The 4,570-nt window shown below is 56.1% G+C and carries 5 protein-coding genes; 3 read left to right on the forward strand and 2 right to left on the reverse strand.

Annotation, left to right across the window (positions count from 1 at the left end; translation table 11 throughout):
• Positions 1-258: hypothetical protein (locus KJ970_12605; protein ID MBU2691759.1), on the forward strand; the 258-nt coding region annotated here is incomplete at its 5' end.
• Positions 259-442: 184 nt separating this feature from the next.
• Positions 443-2,950, forward strand: coding sequence for a DUF3987 domain-containing protein (locus tag KJ970_12610; GenBank protein ID MBU2691760.1), 2,508 nt, complete (start codon positions 443-445; stop codon positions 2,948-2,950).
• A 275-nt stretch (positions 2,951-3,225) separates the two neighbouring features.
• Here the strand turns inward: KJ970_12610 and KJ970_12615 are convergent, their stop codons facing one another.
• A complete protein-coding gene (locus KJ970_12615) occupies positions 3,226-3,567 on the reverse strand; it encodes a hypothetical protein (GenBank protein ID MBU2691761.1) in 342 nt (113 codons plus the stop codon).
• Positions 3,568-3,585: 18 nt separating this feature from the next.
• Complete coding sequence (locus KJ970_12620; GenBank protein MBU2691762.1) at positions 3,586-3,816, reverse strand: hypothetical protein; 231 nt, start codon at positions 3,814-3,816, stop codon at positions 3,586-3,588.
• A 92-nt stretch (positions 3,817-3,908) separates the two neighbouring features.
• On the opposite strand from KJ970_12620, the gene KJ970_12625 reads away from it, so the two are divergent.
• On the forward strand, positions 3,909-4,570 hold a 662-nt coding region (locus tag KJ970_12625), incomplete at its 3' end, for a DNA adenine methylase (protein MBU2691763.1).

Below are 4,570 nucleotides of genomic sequence, written 5' to 3' on the forward strand. Positions count from 1 at the left end.
ATGATTACCAAGACTGAAGCGATCGATCTAGTGGATGACATCTTCGAAGAGCAGGCCCTGGCGCTGGGCGGGATGGTCGCCGTGGACAGGGTGGAGGACTCATTCGTCTGGCAGATGGTTAAGACCTTCGATCTGATCCGGGGGAAGATCCTGCGTCGGCTGGATACGGAACATCCGGACGAGACTGACGATATCCCACAGCCTATACAGCCCCACCCAGCCATTGAGGAGTTTCTCCTCTCACTGAGGAGATCGTAGGGCGTGCGCGAGAGAACAGCGATTGAGTTGAGGCGGCATTACAGCGGGCGCTCAGATGCTGAGGCCAGCGGGGCGATTGCAACCCTGCTGATGAAGATCATATCCAACTCCCCTGACCATAAGCAGAGGCGCCCGGCTCTTGAAATCGAGGCTACCGGACCGTGCAAAGAAGGAGATGCCGATTGTGGCGGCGAAGTCAGACATGTCCGTGGTTGTTGAGGATTTCATCGATCGCGTCATGCGGGTGTTTCCCGATGCGGAGGTGGTATCGAGAGGTGAGTCGACCTTGAGAACCAATGGGCTCTCGAACCAGGGCAAGGCAGCCCTCTGGTACGCGAAACAGGGTTGGCCGGTGTTGCCCCTCCACACACCACGAACCGGATCTTGCAGTTGCCGGAAAGATGATTGTCAAAGCCAGGGCAAACACCCCAGGACTCAGCGGGGATTGAAGGATGCCACGACCGAGGAGGGCGCGATCAGAAGTTGGTGGACGCGATGGCCCGATGCCAATGTCGCGGTTCTCACCGGTACTGAAAGTGGCTTGATTGTATTGGATGTAGATCCACGCAATGGGGGGGATGAATCATTGGCTAACTTGGAGGATGAATTTGGCAGACTCCCGGCGACGGTTGAATCTCGGACCGGTGGCGGGGGACGGCACTACTTTTTCAATCACCCGAGGGTGCCCATTCGGTGCAGCTCCGGCAAGCTTGGCCCTGGTCTTGATCTAAAGAGTGATGGCGGATATATCGTCGTGCCACCAAGTGTGCATGGTTCGGGAAATACCTATCAGTGGCGTGATTCAAGCAAACCAAATCAGATTCAAGCTGCTCCTCTCCCTGGTTGGCTCCTGGACCGATTAACTCAACAATATGAAAGGAGTCCGGCAGATGAGGTGGGCGAAGGGAATATACCTGAAGGCAGACGGAACGAAACGCTGACCAGCATGGGTGGGCGTCTGCGTTCCATGGGTATGACAACAGCAGAGATCCGATCGGCGCTGCTTGAGGCCAACAGGGGGCGCTGTGCTACACCGCTGGATGATATGGAGGTGGAGCGGATTGCGGAAAGCCTCGGACGATATCCTCCGCGATCAAGTATCGTCACCAATTCAAATGAGTGGGAACATCCAATACCTCTGTTAGTAACGAACCTCCCTGAATTTCCAACCCCTGCGCTGCCGGATTGGGTGAAGGAATTTGTAGAAGCCGAAGCCACGGCTACCCAGACACCTCCTGACCTGGCCGGCATGCTCACGATCTCTGTGTGTGCTGCGGCCATTGCAAAGAAGGTGGTTGTAAATGTCAGAGAGGGATATCAGGAGCCGGTAAACGTTTTCATTGTCGTTGTCCTTCCGCCCGGAAGTCGTAAATCAGCTGTATTCTCCCATGTCACTTCTCCTCTTGAAGAGTATGAAGCCACCGAAACTGAGCGGTTGAGGTCTGAGATTGCTGAGCAACAATCCCAGCTTCGAATTGCCACCGAGGCATTGAGGAAGGCGGAAAAGAAAGCAGCTGAAGCCAAATGGGACAAACGAGAGGCAGCATTTGAGGAAGCCAATAAGGCGGCGCGAGAGCTTGCGGCCATTAAAGTATCTCAACCACCGCGTCTGGTTGTTGATGACTGCAGTCCCGAACGGCTCTCAACTCTGCTGCAGGAACAGGGTGGCCGGATCGCTGTCATGGCGCCGGAGGGTGATGTCTTCGATCTCATTGCGGGCCGGTATAGCAGCGGAGGTCCCAACCTTGGTGTCTATTTGCGAGGTCATGCCGGGGATCTAATACGGGTTGATAGAGTCAGTCGGGCTTCAGAATTTGTGGAATCCCCCGCACTCACTGTGGGCTTGGCTGTTCAACCTGAGGTCTTGAATGGTCTAACTCGGGTGCCCGGTTTTCGTGGCCGGGGTCTCATTGGACGCTTTCTCTTTGCTCTTCCTCATAGCCGTCTTGGCTGCCGGGAAATAAGTCCCCCCTCAGTACCATCGCCGGTTAAATCTGAATACCGCAAGAATGTCCAAGCTCTCTTGTCATTGCCTTTCGCGGTCGAGACCGAGGGGGCACCGGCACCACATACGCTGTCATTTGATTTCCCCGGGCAAGAGGCACTCATGGCTTTTGCCTCTTGGTTAGAACCGCAGTTGGCGGAGACCGGTGACTTAGGGCATATGACGGATTGGGCGGGGAAGCTGGTGGGAGCCGTCGCCAGATTGGCAGGCATCCTACATATGGCCGAGTACGTCGGTGAAAAAGATCCCTGGTCGATACTCATAGACCTCCCGACTGTGAAACGTGCAATCCAGATCGGTCACTACCTGATCCATCATGCCAAGGCGGCATTTGGCGAAATGGGAGCTGATCAGGAACTGGATGACGCCCGGCATCTTTTGAACAAGATCCAGAGCCTGGGTGTCACCGAAATCACGCGGCGGGATCTGTTTGAGTCGGTTAAGGGGCGGTTCAAGAAGGTGGACAAGATGGACCCCGGCCTTGGACTCCTGGCGGATCATGGCTATATCCGGCGGAAAGAAATGGAGGATTCCAGTGCCCGTGGCCGGAAACCGAGCCTCATTTATGAAGTGAATCCACTTTTGCCACCGGAATTGAACCGTTGCAGATCTGCAACACAAAAAGAACGATTACAGGGTACACAAGTTAATTGTGCGAATTGTGCGAATTGTGCGACGCCCACGTGAGCCTCAAAACGCGAGTTTTGGGGTCGGAAGAGGGAGGTTTTGGGCCAATGAATTCTGCGAATTCTGCGAACATCACTCTAAGTAATCATTTTTTGTTATATACTACTATAATAGTAGGAATTAGATCTGGGGCAAAAAACGTCGTTTTTGGGGGCTTACCCTCGTCGCACAATTCGCACAATTCGCACAATTCCCCATTGGGTCCCAAACCGGCAACCCCCAGATCCGAGATCCGAGGGCGGTCGGCAGCCTGTGAAGGTCGGCTGTCGGGTCGATCACGTGGTCCCGTTCTCGACAATCGCCTTAATGGTATCCAGATCCCCCCGGGCCGCGGCGACGATCACGCCCTTCACAAACTTGGTCGCCTTGCCAGATCCGGTTGCTTTGTGGATCAGATCCCGTTCGGCGCGGGTCAACCTGAATGCGAACACGACGAGTGGTTCGGTGACGTTCGGCTTCAGGGCCGGTTCGGGATCGGGAGCGGGTGCCGTTGTGATTGGGTCCGGCGTGATGATCTCGGCCGTCTCGGGGGCCGTCTTGGCGTCCTTCGTCTTCTGCTCTGCCTTGGCCTTCTTCGAGTCCTTCTTGGTGGCTGGTTTTGTCTGCTTCTTAGCCATGATCAAATCTCCTTCTGGTTATTGGTTTGTCCTGGTCTTCTTATCCAGCGCCGGATTAATGCCTGCCTCTCCGTCGTCGCAGGAGAGCAGTTCTTCAATTTCTGTGGCCCAGTGCAAGAAGTCATACCGGCCACCGGCGATTGTGTTGTCCGACATCTCAGCAGCCTCGCGCATGAGCCCAGCAGCCTTGGCGAGCAGGTCGGCGGCTTGTTTGGCTTTCTTCGTGGCCTTCGGGTTCGTCCGGTTCATGTTCCCCCTCCTTATGGGCCGGGCCCCATTGCCCGGCGCATTGGTAACAACGCTTCCAACCCCAGAGAAGTCAAGTCAGCGGGAGCAATAAAATGAGAAGAAACAAAAGATTAACGCTGTGGTCCGCGCTGCCGCCGTACTTGGGTGGAAAGCGTCGCCTTTGTCCCCTGATCTTCCGGGAAGTGGACCGAATCCTGCCACGGAAGCTGTGGCCGGGGCTTACATTTCTCGACGGCTTCCTTGGGGGCGGGTCGGTATCGCTCTACGCCAAAGCCCAGGGATTCAGGGTCATTTCAGTGGATATCGCCGAACGGTCCATCGTGGTCGGGCAGGCACTGATACAAAACAGCTCGGTTCGGCTCCGGCGCGAGGACATTTTGCGGGTGGCGGCCGACAAGTACGAACCACCGGGCCTGGTTGAACAAAACTACGTCCCAAAAGCCTTCACGCGGGCGCAGGCGCGACTTCTCGACCGCATCCTAGCCATGGCCGGGGAGGCGCGAGATATCGCGCGACAGGGGCTCCTACGGCTCCTGGCGGTGCGTGTGGCGCTGCTAGCTCATCCTATGTCAAGTGTGAGGACCGGGACGATCCACCGGCTATCCAGCGGCGAATATGAAAACATCACGCCAAGCTGCCTCAAGGGATACGTTGAGGGGCTGCGCCTATCCCGTCCCGACCGGCTCTGGAAAGTGGCGATGCAGATCAATGCCGGGGTTTTTCAAGGCGAGGCTCAGGTCCTGAAAGCAGACAT

Source organism: Candidatus Eisenbacteria bacterium (assembly GCA_018831195.1).
Lineage (GTDB): Bacteria > Eisenbacteria > RBG-16-71-46 > CAIMUX01 > JAHJDP01 > JAHJDP01.